This window comes from Lentzea sp. NPDC006480, assembly GCF_040611995.1.
GTDB lineage: Bacteria > Actinomycetota > Actinomycetes > Mycobacteriales > Pseudonocardiaceae > Lentzea.
The window spans coordinates 13,864-35,149 of sequence record NZ_JBEXPJ010000023.1 but is presented as its reverse complement, the minus strand read 5'-3'; the positions used below and the strand labels follow the sequence as shown (position 1 = coordinate 35,149).

The following is a 21,286-nucleotide window of genomic DNA, read 5'->3' as shown; positions in this document are numbered from 1 at the left end:
AACACCGGGTGGCATGAAGTCACTGGCCCTGGTCGTGCTCCTGCTCGTGATGATGACCCCGGTCGTCCGCGCCGCCGCTGACGTCGTTCCACTTCCGGCCGACAAGCAGGGCTTCGGGACCGCGCGGTCCGCGGCCAGCCCGGTCTGGTTCACGCTCGGCCACCAGGGCCTGTCCGAGATCTTCTTCCCGGACCTCAGCACGCCCGCAACTCGCGAAACCCGTCTGCTGGTCGACGGAAAGCCGGGCCAGGCCTACACCGAACCCGCCGACGACCGATCGCTGACGTTCCGGCAACGACTGCGCGGCGACGGCTGGCAGGCCGAGATCACCTACGTCACCGACCCGCAGCGCGCCGCCGTGCTCGCGGACGTGGCACTCACCGCACGGCGTCCGGTCCGGATCACGGTCGACCACGTGCCGATGAAGGGCACCAACAACGTCGTCAGCACGTTGCCCACCGAGCCGGTGAGGCACGCGCGCGGCACCTTCGCGGTCGGGTTCGGCGACGGCGTTGCCCAGGCCGCGCTGGATCGTGGGTTCGCCACAGCCGCCAGGGAGTACGCGCGGGGCTGGCACGCGTACCTCGACGGGCTGCGCAGGCCGAAGTCAGCGGACCCGAAGCTCTACGACATGTCGGTGATGGTCCTGGCCGCCAGCGAGGACAAGCGCAACCCCGGCGCGTTGATCGCGTCACCGAGCTTCCCCTGGGCGTTCGGGTTCGACCGCGAGCTCGCGCCGGAGCTCGGCCCGTACGCGCTGGTGTGGCCGCGCGACCTCTACCACGTGGCGACGGCCATGATCGCGGCCGGAGATACCGGCATCGCCAACCGCGCCTTGGACTTCATGCTCGGCAAGCAGCAGGAACCGGACGGCCACCTGCCGCAGAACACCCGTGTCGACGGCACACCGGTGTGGAAGAGCGTCCAGCTCGACGAGACCGCGGCACCGCTGCTGCTGGCCTGGCACCTGAACCGAACCGACAAGTCCACAGTGGACTCGCTGCGGAAGGCCGCCGACTACCTGCTGAGCTACCCGAACGCGCCGTTCAGCGAGCAGGAGCGGTGGGAGAACCAGAGCGGCTACTCGCCGGCCACGATCGCCTCGGTCGTCGCCGGGCTGGTGTGCTTCGCGGACCTGTTGCAGCGCAACGGTGAGAATGCGGACAAGTACCTCAAGGCCGCCGACGAGTGGCAGAGCAAGGTGGAGGGCTGGACCGCGACCAGCACCGGCCCGTACGAGCCCAAGCCGTACTACCTGCGGCTCACCAAGGACGGAAACCCGAACGCAGCGACGAAGTACAACCTCGGCGACAACAACCCGACCGACATCGACCAGCGCGCGGTCGTCGACCCGAGCTTCCTGGAGCTGGTCCGGCTCGGCGTCAAACGGGCCGACGACCCGGTCATCCGCAACACCGTCGCCGTGGTCGACCAGCAGCTGAGGGAACAGGGCTACTGGCACCGGTTCACGCAGGACGGCTACGGCGAGACCGCGGACGGCAGGCCGTGGAACATCAACTGGCCGACGCCGACCCGGACGTACGGGCGGCTCTGGCCGTTGCTCACCGGCGAACGCGGCGAGTACGAGCTTCTGACGGGCCAGAAGACCAGTGCGGCCAAGCGTTTGCGAGAAATCGCGGCGACGGCCAACAGCGGCCGGATGCTGCCGGAACAGGTGTGGGGTGGCCGAGGCACCACCTCGGCCACCCCACTCGCCTGGACGCACGCGCAGTACGTGCGGCTGGCGTGGTCGCTGGACGCGGGCCGTCCCGTGGAACGACCCGACGTCGTCGCGAACCGGTACTAGCTGGAGGACTTCTTCGACACGTTGTGGCCGGAGATCTCGACGACCGGCTGGGCACCGCCCAGGTCGGACGCGCGGTACTCGGCCCTGATCGTCTGGGTCTCACCGGGGAACAACGTGATGTAGTTGTCCGTCCAGTCGACCGGCAGCACCTCGGCGCCACCCGTGCCCTTGCGCAGCGACGCCCGCAGGAAGAACGCCACGGAAGTACCGGTGTTCTTGATGGTCACGTGCGTGGCCTGCCTGCCGTCCGTGCCCGGCGTGGTCGCGGTGGACACCGAGACCTGACCGGCCTTCAGCGAGCTCAGCGACTTCAGGTCCGTGTAGGCGGACTGCGGCGTGTAGTACCAGTCGCCGCCGCCGTAGTTGAGCGTGTCCGCCTTGGTGGACAGCCAGTACACGTTGCGGTCGATCTCCTTGCCGCTGGAGTCCTTGAGCACCAGCCGCACGAAGTACGCGGTGGACAGGCCAGAGGGCTGCGGCACGTTGCCGACCCGCACGGAACCGTTGGCCTTGGCCGGAACCGGGCGCGTCTCGTTCGCCTTCTGCGTGCCGTCGGAGTTGAAGACGGTCACCTGGAGGCTGAGGCCGTCCTGCGCCTGCAGACCCATGTTCACGACGGCGAGCGACTTGTCGTCGTAGGAGTACTGCGCGTGCAGGGCCTTGTTGGCCGTCTTGGCACCGAAGTACGACCCCGCGGTGGCGAGGTTGTAGTTGTACAGGTGCCAGTACAGCTTGGGCCACGGGTCGTTCTGCATCCAGTAGATGACGCCCTGCGCCTGGTTCGCGCCGGTGTCGGAGAAGTCGCGGCCGAACGCCTCGAACTGCGCGCGGTTCGTCTCGTACTGCTGCAGCTGGGCCTTCTTCACGAAGTCGTTGACGTCAGCAGGCTTGCCGTAGCGGTTGTCCAGTGCGGTGCCCCAGAAGCCGAGCTTGCTGAAGGTGCCGGACGGGGACAGGTGGTACTGCGAGGCGTTGTAGTCGGTCAGCTTGTTGATCTCGGAGGAGCTGAGGAACTTCTTCAGCTCGTCCATCTCCGGGATCGCCGGGCCGGGGCCGATCTCCGACGCGAAGCCCGCTGAACCGCCCTTCTGGTTGTTGTACCAATAAACCGGCGGCTCCCACCAGTACGGGCCGTCCATCTTCATGCCCGAGTCACCGAGCTGCGGTGAGCTGCGGCGCGCGGCCGCGGTGACGATCGGGGTCTGCCAGTCGGCGCGCTTCAGGGCGTCCAGGTAGATCTTCTCGACCGCGGCCACCGGGGCCTCGTCCGAGCCGATCAGGAACGTGAAGACGCTGGGGTGGTTGCGAATCCGCTTGGCCTCGCCCTCGGCGGACGCGCCCGCGACCTTCTTGTCCTCCGCGGAGTAGCTGCCGGTGCTCTGCCACTTCGAGCAGCACTCCCAGCCGGTCATGATCAGGATGCCCATGCGGTCGGCCATGTCGTATATCTCGTCGTTCTCGGGCTTGCCCTCGAGACGGATCGTGTTGAGGCCCATGGACTTCGTCAGCGTCATCTCGTCGGCGATCTTCTGCACGTTGGTGCGCAGGAAGAGGTCCGACGCCCAGCCGCCACCGCGGATCAGGATCGGCTTGCCGTTGATCTGGTACTGGATGTTGCCGCTGATCATCTTCGAGGTGACCTCGCGGATGCCGAACGTCGTCTTCTGCTCGTCCGACTTCGCGCTCGCCACGGTCGCGGTCGCCGTCGCGTCGTACAGCGGCTGCGCGCCCATCTGGAACGGCCACCAGACCTGCGGGTTGCTGACGTTCAGCGTGAACGTGACGGTCTTGGTCTCGTTCGCGGCCAGGCTCACGTTCTGGCTGTAGTTCTGGCCCGCGGCACTGCCGGCGACGGTCGTGGTGACCGCGCTGCCGGTGTTGTTGCGCGCGTCGACCTTCACGGTGACCGTGGCGCTGTTCAGGTTCGGCAGCGGCAGATCGGTCGTGACGTGCAGGCCGCGCAACGAGACAGGACCGCTCGCGGCCAGGTCGACGTCGCGGAAGATGCCCTGGTTGCGGTCGGGCGGAAGCTGGGACCAGTCGATGAAGTGGATCACCAGGTCCTTGGCCGGGTCGGACGGCGAGGCCTTGATGGCCAGCGCGTTGTCGCCCTTCTTGAGCAGGCTGGTGACGTTGAACTCGAAGGTCGGGTACGCGCCGATCACGGTATCGGTGCCCGCGACCTTCTTGCCGTTCAGCCAGATCTCACCGCGGGAGATGATGCCGCCGTTGAGCTTGAGGAACGTGTTGACGCCCGGCTGCGGGTCGGCCTGGAAGGTCTTGCGGTACCACCACGGGACCTGGAAGTCCGCGCGGTTCGCCTTCTTCAGGTTGTCCGAGTAGTTGACGTCGCCGTACTTGTTGTTCGCGATCAGTCCGGCCATGACGGTGGACCGCGCGGGCACGGTGAGCCATCCGGAGTCCGAATAGGTCGGCGCGGAGATGACGTCACCGGCCTGGGTGGCGGTCTTACTGGTCTGCATCCGCCAGTCGGGGACGGTGGAGACGGATCCGGGGCTGGCGGCCGCCTTGAGCGCCGCTCCCGTGCCGGGCACGGGGCCCGCGTTGGCAGATGTAGCTGGCACGAACAGGGCCAGACCCACCGCCGCCACGACCAGTGTCGGTAGTGGTCGGTTGCGCAGCATGTCGCTCCTCGACGCATCGGGGCGGCGGCGCTTCGGGGTATCGTAAAGAAGGTTTCCTTTTTGTGAGGTCACCGGCAATGCGCCTTATGGGTGACGCGCACCACATCAATCGCAACACTCCGTGCGCGACGATCCGATACTTTGACCCGCATGCGTCGACTTGTCGTCCCGTTCGTGCTGGCAGCGGTCCTGACCGGGTGTTCTACGACCGAACCGGGGACGCCCTCCGCGGGCAACCCGACCAGTGGGACCCCGACGACCGGAACTTCTGCCGGGACTGCCCCCGTGGACAGGCCCAAGGCCGTCGACATGTTGACCCTCGACCCGTGCTCGCTGATCACGCCGGAGGCCAAGGCCAAGCTCGGCATCCGCACCGTTGGATCGGTCGCCGCGGACCCGGAGTACGGGGAGGGCGGCAAGGCGTGCGGGGCCAGCTACGAGGACCGCAAGGTCACCTACAGCATCGACACCATCGTCAACGGTGGCGTCGAAAGGTTGAAGAGCACCGAGGGCAAGGTGAAGGAGCTCACCGAGCTCAAGGTCGCCGGTTACCCCGCCTACCTCACCAAGGGGCCGTCGCAGGCGACCGGATCACCGCAGTGCGAGATCTACCTCGACTCGCACGACCAGCAGCTGCTGCGGGTTTCGGTGATCGGTGGACTGGGTAGTGACGCGACGCTGGACCTCGCGTGCGAGAGGGCCAAGGCGCTGGCTGAGGCCGTGGGACCCGTGCTCGCCACGAAGTGAGTAGAAGTACTCGGCTTATACCGGGAACCAGTCCCTCGCGTCATGCATCAGAGCTAGAGTCGTCCCAAATGCACACGCGGCCCATCACTGGGGGGCCGTACTGAGGAGGGTGTGCCGTGTATCTCGCGGATGGTGGTGGCGGTGGCGTGCCCACGCCCACGGAGTTCGGTCAGCGCAAGCTGAAGGTGGACCCGTCTGCCATTCCAGAGGCTCGCAAGGCTTTCGAGCACGCGCTCGACGAGTTCGACAGCAAGATCGAGGTCGCCCTGGCGCAGCTTTCTACGAAGCCGTGGGCGCACGACCCGATCAGCAGTGAGACCTCGAAGGCCTTCAACGAGCAGACCACCAACAAGGCCCTGACCGCGCTCCAGATCTACAAGAAGCAGCTCGTCGGCGTGATCGACCAGCTCAAGATGATCGAGGAGCAGTACCGCAAGGTTGAGGGCGACAACACGGCCATGTGGGGCAAGCACAACCGGGATCTGGGCTGAGAGGGGGACTGACCGATGACTGACCACCGTTTTCAGGGGTACGACCACCCCGAGCTGTACAAGATGATCAACTCTGGTCCCGGCGTCTCCGCCTCCATCCCGGTGGAGCAGGGCTGGAAGTCGATCAAGGAGACGCTCGCCAAGATCGACGGCGACCTCCACACCGCACTGTCCAAGATGGGCGCGGGCTGGGAGTCCGACGCCGCCGACGCCGCGGGTGCGGCGCTGTCGCCGCTGGCGCAGTGGGCCGGGTTCGCCGAACAGGGCTCCGGCACGATGGAGAGCTCCGCGCGCTTGCAGGGCGAGTTCATCGCCGACGCGCGCAAGAAGATGCCAGAGGTCGTCCCGGTCACCACTGAGAAGCCCGGCATGTTGGACATGGCCGTGGGCGCGCTGACCGGTCCGGTCGGCATGGCGCACGTCGTGGGCCAGCAGATGGACCACGAGAAGCAGGAAGCCGCCGCGGACAACGCCGCCGCCCAGGCCGTCAAGGTCATGGAGGACTACCAGTCGGACAGCCGCTGGAACTCCTCGACGCTCGGTGAGTTCCCGGAGCCGCCGCAGGTCGTGATCGACACGCCGCCGCCCGCCGGGTCCGGCACGGAGAACACGCGCGTCGGCTACACGTCCACGGGCACGAACGGGCCGTCGGGCCACAACACGGGCACGACCTCGCCGTCGTGGGTGACGCCGCCGTCGACCCAGCACGTGCAGCCTGCCTGGACGCCTCCGCCGCCCACCGACACCACGCACACGTCGTGGGCGCTGCCCCCGTCGACGCCGACTCCCACTCCTCCGCCGACGAACTTCCCGACGCCGACGCCCGAACCGCGTCCGACGCCGACCCCGACGCCTCCGCCGGTGTTCACCCGGCCGACCACGAGCGGCACCAGTGGTGTCCGCGGTGGCTCCAGCGGTGTCCGCGGTGGCGGCTCCGGTGGCGTTCGCGGTGGTCAGCTCGGGTCCGGCAAGGCGTTCGGCCCGATGTCCGGCTCGCTCGGCTCGTCGTCGAGCCAGGCCTCGATGAAGCCCGGCGCCATGGGCATGGGCTCCGGTCCCGAAGGCATGCGCGCTGGCGCCATCGGCTCCGGTGCAGGTGCCGGCAAGGGCGGTGCCGCGGGTTCGGGCGCTGGTGGCGCGCACGGCCAGAAGGGCGAGGGCGAGGACGACCTCGAGCACAAGGTGGCCGACTACCTGGTCGAGACCGACGACGTGTTCGGTGACGATCGCATGGTGGCGCCTCCGGTCATCGGAGGCTTCTCGGAGTGAGCCTGTTCGGCGCACCGGCGGAGAGGGAGCCGATCACTCTCTCCGCCGAGGAGTTCGACGTGCTGTGGGAACGGATGAACGTCGGCCCGATGCCGCTGGTTCTGAAAGTTCCCACGCCCGGTAAGACGCGGGACGAGCGCATCCAGCTCGAAAACCGCGTCTACCAGCAGTTGGACCACCGGCGCCTGGGCAACTCGCGCGGTCTTTCGTCCGAACTGGACGGCTTGCTGCGCATGTTCGTCAAGCCCGAGCGGGAGGCGGACGGCCGCCTCTGGCTCGGCCACAGCCTGCGCGTCCTGGCCGTCGCGAACGGCGACTGGGGCGCGCTCGCGACGTTGCGCGACGACCAGCTGACGTTCCAGCCGTGGGCGGGCTCCGGGCTCGCCTCGGCGGTGCTGTCCGTGCTGCCCGCGCACCCCGCCGGAACAGGCCTTTCGGTGACGCTGCCCAGTGCCGACATCGAGAAGGCGATCTCCCAGACCGACGGCTCGCCGAAGTCGATGGAGGCCGCGTTCCGGGGTGTCGGCCTGCGCGAGGCGGACGCGAAGGCGCTGGTGCAGATGTTCACCGGCATCGTGCACACCGGGAACTTCGGGGCAGCGGCACGGGACAAGTACGGGAAGCGGTGCAGGCCCGAGCGCGTGATCGCGTTCTTCGACACCGAAGAGGGTCGCTACCTGCAGCAACGCCGTTCGTCGAACGGTCAGCCGCCGTGGAGCACGTTCACGCCGACCGATGCCCGTCGGATGATGCACCAAGTGGACGAGCTGATCTCCGAAGCGGTTCGTTCCGCAGGCGGCTGATCTCTGGTTTGATCTGACCACCGCCGCCGTGGCCAAGACCCCTTGGAGACGGCGAAATGAGCATCGACAGACGGCAATTCCTGCTGGCTACAGGGGCTGCCTTGGTCGGCACGTCAGCGCTGACGGGGACGGGGACGGCGTTCGCCGGGTCCTCCGAGTCCTCCGCTTCGCTGTGGCAGGAGTTCGTGACGAACCCCTACAACCACCCGCAGATCCCGAACATCGCCTACGCCGGCTACCGGACAGGTGAGCGGCCTGCGCGTCGCCCGGTGCTGGCGAACGTGCTGTTCTTCGGGGCTCGCCGCGACGGTTCGGCGGATGCCGCGCCCGCGATCAACAAAGCCATCGAGTTCGTCGGCCGGTTGGGTGGCGGCACCGTCCACGTGCCGCCGGGCCGCTACCGGATCGACGACATCATCCGCATCGGCTACGACAACGTGGTGCTGCGCGGTGCGGGCAGCGACAGGACCACCTTCTACGCGACCCGGTCGCTGGAGGAGATCGTCGGCATCAACCGCAGCCGCTACGGCTCGGAGAACTCGGCGTGGAGCTGGTCGGGCGGGCACGTGTGGGTGTGCCACCGCGACCGCTACCAGCCGCTGGTCGACGCCATCAAAGCCAAGAAATGGCCCTTCGAGGGCTGGACGGGCAACGAGCTGGAGCTCGGTTCGACGCTGACCGGCGTCACCGGCTCCGCGGCGCGTGGTTCGTTCGTCGTGACTGTCGAGAACGGACGGTCACTGCGGGCGGGGCAGCGCGTGTTGCTGCGGTTGGACGACGACGGCTATTCGCTGCCGAAGCACATGTGCGGCGATGTCGAGGGCACGAAGACTTACAAGTGGGACGACAAGGACAAGCTCCTGTCGTACTTCCCGTTCCTGTGGCCGGTGCGCGTGGAGTGGGTGCGCGGCAACAGGGTCAAGCTCGCGCAGCCGTTGCCGGTGGAGATCCGCCCGGAGTGGAAGGCGCGCCTGACCACGATGGCTCCGGTCATCACGGGTGCCGGCGTCGAGGGCATCAAGATCGAGATGTTCAAGGTGCCGACGCCGAAGCACTTGCAGGACAAGGGGTACAACGGTCTCGTGTTCCAGTGCGCGTGGGACTGCTGGGCCGACGACGTGCACGTGCAGGACGTCGACAACGGGTTCTTGCTGGTGTCCTCCAAGGGAATCTCGCTGCTGAACACGCGGGTTTCCGGCCGTGGTCACCACCACGCGTACGCGACGCGCGAGCAGTCGCACGACAACCTGACTGACGGGTTCGTGATCGAGGCGCCGTCCGAGCCGTCGCAGGCGGGCGCGGGCAACCACGGGCTGAACGTCGAAGGCCTGTCGTGCGGCAACGTCTGGACGCGCGGCAAGATGGACTACGACGTGTTCGACACGCACCGCGGTCTGCCGTTCGGCAACGTCCGCACCGAGATCACGATCAACAACGTCGGTGCGCACGGCGGCAGTGCCAACGCGGGTCCGTTGTACGGCGCGCGTTTCGCGCACTGGAACGTGACGGTGACGAACCAGCGGGCCGGCAACGTGCGGATCGACCAGGTCGCGCCGTGCAGTGCGACCGTGGCGATCTCCGAGGTCCGCGACTTCGGCCAGATCGACAAACCGGACTTCAGCGGTGCGTTGAACTCGCGGCTGGAGCTCTACGGCAGCACGGACGTGACGCCTCGCAACCTCTACGACGCACAACGGAAGTTGCGCCGGAGCTAGCCGCGCATCGCGATCGGCAGCGAGCGCGCCACGTCGGCGAGATCGGTGGGGAGCACGAAGCTCTCCACCGATCTGCTGATCCGCCGCGTCCAGCCTCGTCCGGTGAGTTCGAGCCGGTACGACAGCACGATGCCCGGTAGCTCGCTCGGGATCGAGTCTGCGAGCAGCAGGTGCTGGCCGTAGCTGCGTCCTGCCTCGCTGAGCGTTTGCAGGGTCTTGAGGAACTCCGGGTCGGCCTCGACCAGGTCGCGCACGCCGTTCACGCAGACAAGCAGCTCCGGCAGTGGTTCCGCACGCCGTGCCGCGCGGTGGTCCCAGGTGGTCCGGAAGCCGTTGTCCGCCAACGTCCTGGCGCGTCGGTCCAGGTCCTCCAGCAGATCTCCGTGCCACACGTGCGGTGCTTCGTCGAGGCCAGTGGAGCCACCGACGAACGTGACGCGCAGGTCGTCCGGTGAGTGGCGCAGCAGCTGGCCGAGAATCAGCGCGTTGAGGGCCTCCGCGCGTCGTTCGGCTGGTGCGACGACCTCGCCGTGCGGGCCCATCCCGTCCTGGAGATGGGTGGACTTGAGGTCGACCTCCACCGGCTGCCCGTGCTCGTCCGCACCCACCGCAGCCCGGTACTGCAGGGCGACGGGGCGCGGTCGCCACGCGTGTTTTGGCAGGTCGTGCAGGGTGAAGAAGTCCGGCGTCGGTTCGGTCTGGTGCATGAGCAGCGGCAACGACACCGCGAGCTCTTCGAGGTTCACGGGCGCGGTGCAGTCGTCGATCTGCAGGTCTGTTGTCGCGTGTGGACGGTCGAGCAGCAGCTGGATCCCCGACTTGCCGACTTCCTTGGCGACGATCGCGAGGTCCGTGGCGAACGACGGATCTGCCGCGACGATGTCCTCGAACCCGCTGATGCACACCAGAAGCTGCGGCAGCACCTGGTCGAAGCCGCGGTGGTGGAAGATCGTCCAGGTGTTGCCGACGACGTCGAGCCTGCGCTGGGACTCGGCCAGCAGCACGTCCGCGAGCTGCGCGGGATTCCTCGTCGCGTTGCGGTGATGGCCCTGCACGTGCGGCGCCTGGTCCAGTCCGGCGAAGGCATCCGTGTCGTGCGCGTCGATGAGGATCGTCTGGAACAGCCTGGGCGAGTGCGTGGTCATGAGCCCCAGCACCAGACTCCGGAACGCGTCCGGCGAGGTGACGCTGAGGTGCGATCCCGTGCGCCACTTGCCGTCGACGAACCGGGTGAGCTCGACGACCACCGGTTCGCCCGCGCTGTCGACGCCGATCGGAACCTTCCACCACCGGCCCTTCCACGCGAGCGTCTTGCTGAACTCGTGGATGCCGTGCAGCGCGAGGAAGTCCAGCACGTCGACCCGCAGGCGAACGTTGTCCGGAAGATCGCCGAGCACGCGTGCGGTGATGACCACGTCGACCTCGTGCGCCGTCGTGGTGATCCACCGGACGGTGTCGGCGAGCCCGGGATCGCTTTCCACGCACAGCTTCCAGTCGTCGATCAGCAGCGTCGCACCGGGTTCGCCGCCGCGTTCGAACCAGGTCAGCAGGTTCTGGCGACGGCGTTCGTCGGCGGGGTCGAAACTGACGGCGGCCTGCGACTCACCGCGCCCGATCCGGTAAACCCCTTGTCCCGCAGGGGTTCGCGGCCCGACGAGGTGCGCAGGCCCGACCAGGGCGAGATGCGTCACGGCACCGCGATCTGCGACTGGACCGGACCTGGGAGGGTGAGGGCGAAGCCGGGCCGGTCCGGCACCAGAGCGGCCTGACGCGCGTCGAGCAGCGACGTGGCCGGGTCGTCGAGCCGGAACTCGATCGCGAAACCCAGGTTCTTCATGATGAAGGCCGGCACCTCGGCCCACGTGCGGGCGGTGACCACGACGTGGCGTGCCGGGTCCAGCGGTTCGCCGGGGCCGTCCAGCAGCTGGTAGTTCGGCAGCTCGTCACCGAGAACCGTCGCCAGCGTGCGCAGAGCGGTGCTCTTGCCCGTGCCCGGCTTGCCGACGATGGCGCCGTAGCGGGCCTCCGAGGTGAAGATCGGGGTGAAGACGGCCCGGCGTTGCTCGAACGGCACGTCCACGATGCCCATGGCGCCGGGAGGGAGCATGTCCAGCGTCAGCTCGACCGGACTCTGGTGCAGCGGCGGCAGGACGATCGTGTGGGCGGGCGGACCGGAGTCTGCCAGCGCCTGCGGCAGCGTCTCCGCCCACTCCTCGAGGTCGTACGGCGGCGTCGCGGACGGCCACTCCGGGATCCTGGCACGCAGCTGTTCGGGGAACGCCTCCCCGGAGTACAGCAGGTAGATGCCCATGACCCGGCCGGCGCTGGTCAGTGCGTCCAGGGTGTCCTTGAACCGGGGGTTCCGCCCGATCAGCACCTCGGCGCTGTCCACGCAGACGAGTAGAGCCGGCAGCGGGTCGAGGCGGGGGTTCTCGTCGCGCTTGTCGCGGTAGTCGTTGTAGTTGCGGCACCCGTCGGCCTTGTGCACCAGCTCCTGCCGCCGGCTGAGCTCGCCGTCGAGGCCGATCCGGAACCGCTCGAGGATCTCGTCGGAGTCGTCGCCGGTGAGGCTGAAAGCCATGTGCGGCGCGGAGTCAAGGCCGTCGAAGACACCGGTGTTCAACATGTCGAAGCAGCCGATGTTCAGGTCTCTCGACGAGTGCGTGGCCATGAGCCCGAGCAGTGCGGCGAGCAGCTTCTGCTCCCGTTGCGCCGCGGTGCCGAGGTAGGTGCCCGAATACCCGTCCGCGCCAACGGCGATGTGCAGGTAGACCGGCCACCCGCGCTCATCGGAACCAACGGCGGTCTTGAGGTCGCGCCGCTGCTGCTTGTTGCTCAGATCGGTCTCGATCTCGTGCAGCGCCAGGAAGTCCGCCGCCTCGCCGTCCAGATGGCGCCGCAGCCGTCCGGGCACGTCCGACCACTTCCGCGCGGTGACCACGACCTGCACACCCCGCGCGGGTCCGAACGCCGCGATCCACTCGATGACCTGGTCGAGCTCCCGATCGTGCTCGGCGCACAACGCCCAGTCGTCCACCAGCAACACCGCACCGGACGGCGCCCCGCGCTCGAACCAGTCCAGCAGACTCCGGCACCCCATCTGGTCCGACGGGTCGAAGGTCGCCGACACGGGCAACGGGTCCGCCCCGCGCCCGATCCGGTAGACGGCTATGTCCGGCGCCGCCGCGAGAGCCGCCGTCAGCCGTTCCCTCGTCGCCTGCCCGGAACCGACGACGGCGAAGTTCCTGATCACGGTCCAGATATACCAACAGCCCCGGGACCACCGCTGCCGCTTCGCTAATGTGGGCGACGTGCCAGCCAAGCCCGTCGACCCCACCGAGATGCGCGCCGCCGTGCAGGCCGTGCTCCCGTGGCTGCGAGGCGAGGCCGACCAGCCAGAACGCCCCGTGCTGGCCGCTGCCGTCCGCCTGAGCCTGCGCACCCTGGAGCAGATCGCGCCCGGCCGCAGCGTCGAGGTCCGCGTGCCACCGTTCGCCGCCGTCCAGTGCGTCGAGGGCCCGCGGCACACCCGAGGCACGCCCCCGAACGTGATCGAGACCGACCCGCGCACCTGGCTGGAACTGGCTGTCGGCTCGCTGGCGTGGACCGAGGCCCTCGACGGCGCTCGGGTCACCGCCTCAGGGACCCGAGCCGACCTCTCCCACCTGCTGCCCGTGGTCCGTTTCTAGAACCACGAACCGATCGTGTTGTCGTAAACCGACTTCGCACCGTCCGAGATGGCGCCGCCGACGTCCTTCACGACCTCGACCCCGCCCTCGACCACGGCCTTGCCGCCCTCGTAGACGTCCCGCCCGAGCTCACCGGCGTTGCCCAGCGTGTCAGCGACGACATCAACGGCATCGCTGCCCAGCTCGCCCACCGTGCCGACCGCGTGACGTCCCGCGTCGCCCCAGTTGCCGTGCGAGATGTCGTCGACGACCTGACCACCACCGCGCCAGACGTCCTCGCTCATGTCGACGACTTCCTTGCCGGTGTTGACACCCCAGTCGATGACCGGCCCGACTCCGGGAATGTTCGAACCAGGCACCTCGACCGGCGTCGGTGAGTCCTGCCACCGCTGCTCGGTTACGTCACCGCCGTGTCCGGTAGCGATCTTCGTCAGGTTGCCCAACGACTCGGAACCCTTGTCGTAGTACGACGAGTGCGCTTCCCCGACCCAGGTCTGGCCGGAGGTGCCGAACTGCTTGGCGCCGAACGACGAGTCGTACGGGCCGGTCGACGACCCGTCCTTGGTGAACCAGTCGCCACTCGTGCCCTGGATGACCGGGTCGTGCTCGGTGCCGCCGACGTACACGTGCCCGGCACCCGGTCCGAGCTGGTTCACGTTGGACGCACCGACACCTGGCGATCCGACGAACGCGATGTCGTCCGCCTTGAGCCCGTTGTCCATCGCGGAGTAACCGACGACGGTGCTGCCGTAGCTGTGCCCGATCACCGTGACGTGCGCGCCGGGGTTGACCGCGCGGTAGTTCGCGACGTCCTGCGCGAGGAGCTTGCCACCCTCGATCGCCTGCGCCGGGTCGTTGACCTGTCCGAGCGCGGCGGCAGGCGCGTCGTACCCGAGCCACTGGATCGCGGCTCCGTCCGGTCCCATCGCGTTGCTGAGGTTCGCGGCCTGCGACATGCTGAAGCCGCCTTCGAGGTTCGAAGTCGTGCCAGGCACGCAGACAGCCAGGTTCTTGGCGGTGTCCGGGTTGCCGAACGCCACCGCCATCGTGCCTTCCTTGAGGCCGGGGCCGTCCGGGCTGTAGGCGAGGATGTAAGGCGTCTTCCCGTTGTCCTTGCCCAGCTCGATGGCCTTGCTCATCGAGCCCTTCGCGGCTTCCGCGTTGTGGGCACGACGTGCGGCTTCGTCGTACTGGGACATCAGCTGCGACCCCTGCGGGTCGTTGCGCAGCGCTCGCTGGCCCTCCGACGAGTTCGGATCGACGCCCAGTTCACGAGCACGGTCCGCCAACTGCTGCTGCAGGGCGGACTTCTGGCTGTTGAACCGGCCGATGTCATCAGTGATGCGTGCGCGGTTCGCCTTGTCGAGCACCTCGGCGGGCAAGCCGGGAAGCTGGCCGAGTTCCTGGAACTTGGTGTCCAGCAAAGCCTTCTGCTGATCCGCACTGAGCGACTTCCACCAAGCCGCAACCGCCTTCGGGTCGGTACCCGGCGGAGGCACAGGAGGAAGCGCGGCACCACCGGCGCGTTGTGCGGCACGGTCCCAGCCGCAGTCCGTGCGTGCGGATTCCTCGAAGCCCGGCGGGATCTTGGTGAGAGCACCGGCATAGGACCGGAGCACGTTGTCGTAGCCCGACTTCACCTTGTTCAGGGAGTCGTTGACCTGGTTGGCGAGCGTCCGAGTCTGCTCCTCGTCGAGACCCGGCGGACGGCTGCGCCAAACGTTGATCGCCTGGTCCGCGGCGCCGCGCATCTGGCCATAAGCCCGAGACGCGGCCTGGACGATGTCCACGCCTGCGCCAAGTCGCTCCGCGGCCGCTTTCGCGGCCTTTGCGGACAACTCAGCGCGTGTGGAGAACTTGGTGGAGGCTGCGCCCACCCAGTTGCTCATCGCGGTCTTGCCACCCTCTGCCACCGAGTCGCCGGCGCGGCCGACGGCACTGATGGCACCGGTGATTGGGTCTGCGGCGGCGGCGATCCGGCTGACGTCACCAGATGCGAGCTTCCCGTAGAAACTCTCCGGATCCGTGTAGCTCACTTGCCGCCCCCGAGTCCCTGAACGAGCTTCATCAGCGCCGAGGCGTGGTCGTCGTCCGTGCGCTGATAGGCATCGGCGTTTGAGATCAGGCCCTCGGCCGCGTCGGTGATCCAGGCGGAACCGCGCTGGAGGTCCTGCGAGTGCGTTCCGACGAACTTGGACAGGGCGTCGGCGAACTCCGCCGCCGCGTCGACCTCTCCCAGCGCGCTGGCATCGAGTTTGAGCATCGAGATCATCTCGGCCGCCTCGCGCACCGCGTCGGAGCCGTTGCCGAACTCCTTGGACGCGTTGCGCAGCAGCTCTGGCTCAACGCCGAACATCGCACACCCCCTGTTGGTCCTCGATCACTGCGACGCACGCACATCATCGCCGGTTCCCCCGTCGCGGGTGGACCGTTTCGGGCACGATGACCCCCATGGTGCAGACGGGGTGGACGGCTCAGCGGTGGACCGCTGTGTTCATCGAGCAGGCGGAGATGTTCCGCAAGGCAGTGGCTGACGCGGATCCGGCGGCCGAGGTGCCGACGCGTCCGGGGTGGACCGTGCAGGACCTCGTCGTGCACCTGGCGCGCTTCCTGGAGACCTCGACCGCCTACCTGCGCACCGGCAGCCGCAACCCGATGAAGCCGCCGGCACCGAGGGGTGGGCTGTCGCCGCTCGAATACCTCGACCTGCAGCTCGCTGAGGCCGTAGAGGTCCTCGCCGCCGTGCCCGGCAATCGACCCGTGTGGACGTTCTCGCCGGCCGCCCCCGATCTGGCCCAGGTGTGGCATCGCCGGATCGCTCACGAGACGGTGCTGCGCCGGTTCGACGCGCAGACTGTCGTCCGTCAGGTCGTCGCCACAGACACCGACCTCTGCGTCGACGGCATCGACGAGGTGCTGACGACGATCGTTGCGGCCAAGCTCGACGGAGACTCGCCCAGCGAAGTGACCGGTACGGCTGTGGTGCGGCCGACCGACGTGCCCGAGTCCTGGCTGGTCTCGCTCACAGCGGGTGAGGTGCCCCAGACCCGCGCCGCCGCACCCGGCGAGCAGGGCGACGCGCAGGTGACCGGTGACGCCGAACTCGTCTACTTCTGGTTGTGGAACCGCATGAACCTCAAGGAGATGACCGGCGACCGGCGCGTGCTGGACGTCCTGCAGGTCGGACGGGGGCACTGATGCGCAAGCTCGCTGCCGTTGTGGTCGGCTGTCTTGTGCTGACGGGGTGCGCGGCCTCCTGGCAGGGAGACGAGGTCCGCTACCGGATCAAGGCCGTCGACAACTCCACTCCGACCGAGTACTTCGAACTGGAACTGGCAGGTGGTGCGCCGAAGGGCGCGTTGGACGCGGCTGATCTGGCACGTGAGTTCGTGCAACCGAGCGACGTCAGCGGCGGTGCCGCTGTCGGTGACGAGGTGCTCTGCCTGGTCGAGCAGAAGAAGGGCAGCGCGATCGGGGACTCGCATGTCGTGACCTCGGTGAAGAGCTGCAAGAAGGCCTGATGCGCAGGATCGTCGTGGTGCTCGCGGGATGTCTCGTGCTGAGCGGCTGCGGCGCCGATCAGTGGAAGCAGCGGGACGTCCGGTTCAAGGTCGACAAGATCTACGAGGTGCCGTCCGGCTACGACCGCGAGGACGCCCAGCTGCGGCTCGTGCTCGTCGGCGAGGTGCCGGACGACGCCCTGGATCCCGACACCGTGAGTCCTCAGGTGGTCAAGCGCCGCGAGATCAAGGGCGAGGTGCGGGTCGGCGACGAGGTGACCTGCGAGGCCGAACAGGACACCGACGGCTACTTCGAGACCAACGTGACCACAACCGACCTGTCGTTCTGCGAGAAGGCCTGATGCGCAAGATCGTTCTCATCGCGACGGCCTGTCTCGCGCTCGCCGGATGTGCCGGTACCTGGGAGGCCGAGGTCCGGTTCAAGGTGACCGAGCTCGACGAGTACCAGATGTGCTCGTCGTGCGCGCCCGAGCCGCGGGTCGAGATGGAGCTCATCGGTCGGCTGCCGGGTGGGGACAGCCGCGTGCGTCAGGACTACTCGAAGGACTCGGTGCATCCCGGCGAAATCGACGGCGAGGTGAAGGTCGGCGACGAGGTGGTCTGCCTCGCGAAGCAGCGCACGATCGGGGCATTGCAGACCAACTCGATCCAAACCGAGCTCTTTCAGTGCCGGAAGGCATGAGTTTCGTCACCTCACCAGGGGTTCGAGGGGGGTGGTTGGCCCCTTGCTCCACTTACACTCGGGTAGCAGCCAGCCCCGTCGTGAGGGAGCCAACTCGGTGGTCGCCGACCATTCCCAGCCCGAACAAGATCCTCGTGAAGAGTGTGGCGTCTTCGGCGTCTGGGCTCCTGGCGAAGACGTCTCGAAGATGACCTACTACGGGCTCTACGCCCTGCAGCACCGCGGCCAGGAGGCAGCGGGCATCTCGGTCGGTGACGGGTCGCAGGTCGTCGTCTTCAAGGACCTCGGGCTCGTCAGCCAGGTCTTCGACGAGCAGGTCCTGCAGAGCCTCAAGGGCCACGTGGCCGTCGGGCACTGCCGTTACTCCACCACCGGGTCCACGACCTGGGAGAACGCGCAGCCGACGTTCCGCACCACGGCCGCTGGAAGTGGCCTGAGCCTCGGGCACAACGGCAATCTGGTGAACACCGCCGAGTTGCTGGAGAAGGTCAAGGAACTCGGCATCTCCAGCCGCAACGGCGCCACGACCGACTCGGACATCCTCACCGCGCTGCTCGCTCACGCGGCGGCCGACAAGGGCATCGAGCAGGCCGCGCTGGAGCTGCTCCCCACGGTCAAGGGCGCCTACTGCCTGACCTTCAGCGACGAGAGCACGCTGTACGCGGCGCGTGACCCGCACGGTGTCCGTCCGCTCGTGCTCGGCCGGCTGGAGCGCGGCTGGGTCGTGGCGAGCGAGACCGCGGCGCTGGACATCGTCGGCGCGAGCTTCGTGCGCGAGGTCGAGCCGGGCGAGCTCATCGCGATCGACGGCGACGGGCTGCGAAGCACCAGGTTCGCGACGCCCGAGCCCAAGGGCTGCGTCTTCGAGTACGTCTACCTGGCGCGGCCGGACACGACGATCTCCGGGCGCAGCGTGCACGCCACGCGCGTCGAGATCGGTCGCCGGCTCGCCAAGGAGCACCCGGTCGAGGCCGACCTGGTGATCCCGGTGCCCGAGTCCGGCACGCCCGCCGCGATCGGGTACGCGCAGGCCAGCGGCATCCCGTACGGGTCCGGCCTGGTCAAGAACGCTTACGTCGGCCGCACGTTCATCCAGCCGTCGCAGACCATCCGCCAGCTGGGCATCCGGCTGAAGCTGAACCCGCTGCGCGACGTCATCCGCGGCAAGCGGCTGGTCGTGGTGGACGACTCGATCGTGCGCGGCAACACCCAGCGCGCGCTCGTCCGCATGCTGCGCGAGGCCGGTGCGCTCGAGGTGCACGTCCGGATCGCGTCGCCGCCCGTCAAGTGGCCGTGCTTCTACGGCATCGACTTCGCGTCGCGCGCCGAGCTCATCGCGAACGGCTTGGACGACGACGGCATCCGCCGCTCGGTCGGTGCCGACTCGCTCGGGTACGTGTCGCTGGAGCAGCTGGTCGCGGCGACCGAGCAGCCCAAGACGCGGCTGTGCTCGGCCTGCTTCGACGGCGAGTACCCGATCGAGCTCCCGCCGGACGCGCTCATCGGCAAGCACCTGCTCGAAGGGCTCAAGGGCGTGTCGGGCTCGGCCGCTCCCGTTCTGGCCAACGGCTATGGTGCCGAAGACGCCCTGCGTCGTCCCTGAGCACCCAAGATCCAAGTGGAAGAAGTTGACGTGACCGACAGCGCCAAGGCCACCTACGCCGCCGCCGGAGTCAGTATCACCGCAGGTGACGAGGCGGTGGAGAAGCTCAAGCCGTGGGCGGCCAAGGCGCATCGGCCCGAGGTTCTCGGTGGCATCGGCGGGTTCGCCGGGCTGTTCCAGCTCAAGCTCGACCGCTGGAAGGAGCCGATCCTCGCGTCCTCCACGGACGGCGTCGGCACGAAGATCGCGATCGCGCAGGCGCTCGACAAGCACGACACCGTCGGCATCGACCTGGTCGCCATGATCGTGGACGACCTGGTCGTCTGCGGTGCCGAGCCGCTGTTCGTGCAGGACTACATCGCGGTCGGCAAGGTCGTCCCGGACAAGATCGCGGCGCTGGTCAAGGGCATCGCCGAGGGCTGTGTCCAGGCCGGCTGCGCGCTGCTCGGCGGCGAGACGGCCGAGCACCCCGGCCTGATGGGCGACGACGACTACGACATCTCCGGCACCGGCGTCGGCGTGGTCGAGCAGTCCAAGCTCCTCGGCCCGGACCGCGTGCGCGACGGCGACGTCGTGATCGCGATGGGCTCGTCCGGCCTGCACTCGAACGGCTACTCGCTCGCCAGGCACGTGCTGCTGGAGATCGCGCGCATGCCGCTCGAGGGTCACGTCGAGGAGTTCGGCCGCACCCTCGGCGAGGAGATGCTGGAGCCGACCAAGATCTACGCCAAGGACTGCCTGGCACTGATCGCCGAGACAGAGGTCCGCGGGTTCTCGCACGTCACCGGTGGCGGCCTGGCCGCGAACCTGGCCCGCGTGCTGCCAGAGGGCCTGCACGCCACGCTCGACCGCGGCACCTGGTCGCCGCCCGCCGTGTTCCAGCTGATCGCCCAGCGCGGCCGGGTGGAGCGCGAGGAGATGGAGAAGGCGTTCAACATGGGCGTCGGCATGGTCGCCGTGGTCGCGCCCGAGGACGTCGACCGCGCCCTGGCCGTGCTCACCGCGCGCCACGTCCCGTCGTGGGTGCTCGGCGAGATCAGCAAGTCCGAGGTCGGCGGCGCCGCACTCGTCGGAGACCACCCCAGGTTCTGAGACAACCGGTTTCTGAGGCAACCCCCTACGGTCGTCGTTGCGTACTAAGCGGCGACCGAGGAGGGGGCACTTGGACCGCGACCGCGAGTTCGGGGAGTTCGTCGACGCACGCGCTCTCGTCATGCGCCGCACGGCCTACTTGCTGTGCGGCGACTGGCACCGCGCCGAGGACATCGTCCAGAACGCGTTGATCAAGCTCTACGTGGCCTGGTCCCGTGTGCGCAGGGACAGCGTCGACGCCTACGCGCGCAAGGTGCTGGTGCGCACCGCCATCGACGAGGGCCGGCGCGGCTGGTTCCAGCGCGAACGCACCGTCGACGTCCTGCCAGAGCCGGCGGTGACCGACGACTCCGCGGACTTCGACCTGCGGCTGGCCCTGGACGCGCTACCGCCGGGCCAGCGTGCCGTCGTCGTGCTGCGGTACTGGGAGGACCTGAGCATCACCGAGACCGCCCGCATCCTCGGCAGGACGGAGGGCACGGTGAAGAGTCAGGCGGCCAAGGGGCTCGCCGCGTTGCGCGAACTGCTGGAGGACGAGCCGACGCTGCGGATCTACCGCTCCGAGGTCATCCGCAAGGGCAAGACCAAGCTCGTCCGCAGGCGCACGGCGATCGCGGGTGCGCTGGCCATGGTCATGATCGTCGGCTTGGGCACGACCGGATACGTGCTGCAGTCGTCGATGACCATGAAGGATTCGGGAGGGACGTCTGCGGCGTCCGGGAACGTCGACCGCAACGCCCAGCTCACGGCCCTGTTGCAGGCCGGCTACCGGCTTCCGTCCGGCATCACCGCGGAGGACGTCCCGGAGATCAACGCCCGCGCCTTCACGTTCTTCGCCGTCGACAGCTACCGGAGGGCCGTGGCGAGGCTGCGGGACACCGAGGGCGTCGGCGCCGTGTCGATCACGCTCGACCGCCCGCCGACGCCCAGCCTCGGCACGTGTGAGGGCTACGTCGAGTGCCAGATCGTGGAACGCAACGGCATCTCGGTCCACGTCTCGCAGATGCAGGTGCCCGGCACGCCGTCCAGGAAGGTCCTGCGTGCCGTCGCCGTCCACTCCGACGGCACGCGCGTCGAGGTCACCAGCGACAACGTCGGCCGCTTCACCGACACCGTGCGTCGCGAGGCCGACTTGGCGGGCGAACCGCAGCGGTCCGCGCCCCTGCTCGACCGCGAGGAGCTGATAAAGATCGCGACACTGCCGGGGTTGACCTTCTAACCT

19 protein-coding genes are annotated in these 21,286 nt (G+C 68.3%); 14 read left to right on the top strand and 5 right to left on the bottom strand.

Going from position 1 to position 21,286, the window contains the following annotated elements:
- Positions 1 to 13 precede the first annotated feature (13 nt).
- Positions 14 to 1,807 (top strand): glycoside hydrolase family 15 protein, encoded by a 1,794-nt coding sequence (locus tag ABZX92_RS12245; protein WP_355557172.1) that lies wholly within the window; start codon positions 14 to 16, stop codon positions 1,805 to 1,807.
- Here ABZX92_RS12245 and ABZX92_RS12240 read toward each other — a convergent pair.
- Positions 1,804 to 4,452, bottom strand: coding sequence for a glycoside hydrolase family 2 TIM barrel-domain containing protein (locus ABZX92_RS12240; RefSeq protein ID WP_355557170.1), 2,649 nt, complete (start codon positions 4,450 to 4,452; stop codon positions 1,804 to 1,806). The two genes, ABZX92_RS12245 and ABZX92_RS12240, sit on opposite strands and share 4 nt — an antisense overlap.
- A 150-nt stretch (positions 4,453 to 4,602) precedes the next feature.
- On the opposite strand from ABZX92_RS12240, the gene ABZX92_RS12235 reads away from it, so the two are divergent.
- From ABZX92_RS12235 to ABZX92_RS12215, 5 genes are all read left to right on the top strand, one after another.
- Entirely contained in the window at positions 4,603 to 5,199 is a 597-nt protein-coding gene (locus ABZX92_RS12235; protein WP_355557167.1) for a DUF3558 domain-containing protein, read from the top strand.
- Between the two features lie 116 nt (positions 5,200 to 5,315).
- Entirely contained in the window at positions 5,316 to 5,690 is a 375-nt protein-coding gene (locus tag ABZX92_RS12230) for a transcriptional regulator (RefSeq protein ID WP_355557164.1), read from the top strand.
- 15 nt (positions 5,691 to 5,705) lie between these two features.
- Positions 5,706 to 6,959, top strand: coding sequence for a PPE domain-containing protein (locus ABZX92_RS12225; protein WP_355557161.1), 1,254 nt, complete (start codon positions 5,706 to 5,708; stop codon positions 6,957 to 6,959).
- Positions 6,956 to 7,762 carry an ESX secretion-associated protein EspG gene (locus ABZX92_RS12220; RefSeq protein ID WP_355557158.1) on the top strand — a complete coding sequence of 269 codons (807 nt, stop codon included), beginning with the start codon at positions 6,956 to 6,958 and terminating at the stop codon, positions 7,760 to 7,762. The genes ABZX92_RS12225 and ABZX92_RS12220 overlap by 4 nt, the downstream gene beginning before the upstream one ends.
- Positions 7,763 to 7,818: 56 nt before the next feature.
- Entirely contained in the window at positions 7,819 to 9,477 is a 1,659-nt protein-coding gene (locus ABZX92_RS12215) for a glycosyl hydrolase family 28-related protein (RefSeq protein ID WP_355557156.1), read from the top strand.
- Here the strand turns inward: ABZX92_RS12215 and ABZX92_RS12210 are convergent.
- The gene (locus tag ABZX92_RS12210) at positions 9,474 to 11,168 is read right to left on the bottom strand and encodes a hypothetical protein (protein WP_355557153.1); all 1,695 of its coding nucleotides are present in this window, start codon (positions 11,166 to 11,168) and stop codon (positions 9,474 to 9,476) included. The genes ABZX92_RS12215 and ABZX92_RS12210 overlap by 4 nt on opposite strands.
- Entirely contained in the window at positions 11,165 to 12,730 is a 1,566-nt protein-coding gene (locus ABZX92_RS12205; protein ID WP_355557151.1) for a hypothetical protein, read from the bottom strand. The genes ABZX92_RS12210 and ABZX92_RS12205 overlap by 4 nt, the downstream gene beginning before the upstream one ends.
- A gap of 58 nt (positions 12,731 to 12,788) precedes the next feature.
- Here ABZX92_RS12205 and ABZX92_RS12200 point away from each other — a divergent pair, with 58 nt between their 5' ends.
- A complete protein-coding gene (locus ABZX92_RS12200) occupies positions 12,789 to 13,166 on the top strand; it encodes a sterol carrier family protein (RefSeq protein ID WP_355557148.1) in 378 nt (125 codons plus the stop codon).
- Here ABZX92_RS12200 and ABZX92_RS12195 read toward each other — a convergent pair.
- The gene (locus ABZX92_RS12195; protein ID WP_355557145.1) at positions 13,163 to 15,202 is read right to left on the bottom strand and encodes an alpha/beta hydrolase; all 2,040 of its coding nucleotides are present in this window, start codon (positions 15,200 to 15,202) and stop codon (positions 13,163 to 13,165) included. The genes ABZX92_RS12200 and ABZX92_RS12195 overlap by 4 nt on opposite strands.
- Entirely contained in the window at positions 15,199 to 15,522 is a 324-nt protein-coding gene (locus ABZX92_RS12190; RefSeq protein WP_355557142.1) for a type VII secretion target, read from the bottom strand. Before ABZX92_RS12190 ends, ABZX92_RS12195 begins: the two co-directional genes overlap by 4 nt.
- A 95-nt stretch (positions 15,523 to 15,617) precedes the next feature.
- Between ABZX92_RS12190 and ABZX92_RS12185 the strand changes: the two genes are divergently transcribed.
- The 7 genes from ABZX92_RS12185 to ABZX92_RS12155 all read left to right on the top strand — a co-directional run bounded on the left by ABZX92_RS12185 (position 15,618) and on the right by ABZX92_RS12155 (position 21,283).
- Positions 15,618 to 16,364 (top strand): maleylpyruvate isomerase N-terminal domain-containing protein, encoded by a 747-nt coding sequence (locus ABZX92_RS12185; protein ID WP_355557140.1) that lies wholly within the window; start codon positions 15,618 to 15,620, stop codon positions 16,362 to 16,364.
- Positions 16,364 to 16,687, top strand: coding sequence for a hypothetical protein (locus ABZX92_RS12180; RefSeq protein WP_355557138.1), 324 nt, complete (start codon positions 16,364 to 16,366; stop codon positions 16,685 to 16,687). Before ABZX92_RS12185 ends, ABZX92_RS12180 begins: the two co-directional genes overlap by 1 nt.
- On the top strand, positions 16,687 to 17,028 hold the full coding sequence (locus ABZX92_RS12175; protein ID WP_355557135.1) for a hypothetical protein: 342 nt from the start codon (positions 16,687 to 16,689) through the stop codon (positions 17,026 to 17,028). Before ABZX92_RS12180 ends, ABZX92_RS12175 begins: the two co-directional genes overlap by 1 nt.
- Entirely contained in the window at positions 17,028 to 17,369 is a 342-nt protein-coding gene (locus ABZX92_RS12170; protein ID WP_355557133.1) for a hypothetical protein, read from the top strand. The genes ABZX92_RS12175 and ABZX92_RS12170 overlap by 1 nt, the downstream gene beginning before the upstream one ends.
- Positions 17,370 to 17,466: 97 nt before the next feature.
- Positions 17,467 to 18,972 (top strand): amidophosphoribosyltransferase, encoded by a 1,506-nt coding sequence (gene purF / locus ABZX92_RS12165; RefSeq protein WP_355557130.1) that lies wholly within the window; start codon positions 17,467 to 17,469, stop codon positions 18,970 to 18,972.
- Between the two features lie 30 nt (positions 18,973 to 19,002).
- Positions 19,003 to 20,064, top strand: coding sequence for a phosphoribosylformylglycinamidine cyclo-ligase (gene purM / locus ABZX92_RS12160; RefSeq protein ID WP_355557128.1), 1,062 nt, complete (start codon positions 19,003 to 19,005; stop codon positions 20,062 to 20,064).
- Positions 20,065 to 20,134: 70 nt separating this feature from the next.
- On the top strand, positions 20,135 to 21,283 hold the full coding sequence (locus ABZX92_RS12155; RefSeq protein WP_355557125.1) for a SigE family RNA polymerase sigma factor: 1,149 nt from the start codon (positions 20,135 to 20,137) through the stop codon (positions 21,281 to 21,283).
- Positions 21,284 to 21,286 lie beyond the last annotated feature (3 nt).